The sequence below is a fragment of the Hymenobacter agri genome (genome assembly GCF_054778495.1).
Genome location: NZ_BAAGZM010001304.1, coordinates 1 through 532 on the forward strand (window position 1 = coordinate 1; position 532 = coordinate 532).

A 532-nucleotide genomic window follows, 5' to 3' on the forward strand; every position below is an offset into this window, starting at 1 on the left:
CGGCCTGCTGGCCGTGGCCAGCCCGTTGGCTGCGCTGCAGGCGTTGGCGGCGGCCCATCGCACGCAGTTTGCCGGCCCGGTGCTGGCCATCACCGGGTCGAATGGCAAAACCATTGTGAAGGAATGGCTGGCCCAGCTGCTCAGCCCCGACGAAGATATTTGCCGCTCGCCGCGCTCCTATAACTCGCAGGTGGGCGTGCCGCTCAGCGTGTGGGAGCTGAACCCGGCACGCCACACGCTGGGCCTCTTCGAGGCCGGCATTTCGGAAGCGGGCGAAATGGCCCGGCTGGCCGCCATCATTCAGCCCACCGAAGGCTTGTTCACCACCCTCGGCACGGCCCACGATGCCGGCTTCGCCTCGTCGGCGCAGAAGCTCCGCGAGAAGCTGCAGCTATTTGCCGGCCCGCAATTCCGCTGCCTGTTCTACTGCGCCGACCAGCCCCAGGTGCGCGCCGCCGTGGCCGAGCTGGCGCTGCCGGGCTTTTGCTGGACGCGTCAGGCCGACCAGGCTGCCGACCTGCGCTTCACCCTC

At 68.8% G+C, this 532-nt stretch carries 1 protein-coding gene; it reads left to right on the top strand.

Annotated elements, in window-relative coordinates:
* A partial coding sequence (locus tag ACYVDE_RS25925; protein WP_460504372.1) for a Mur ligase family protein occupies positions 1-532 on the top strand: 532 nt, incomplete at both ends.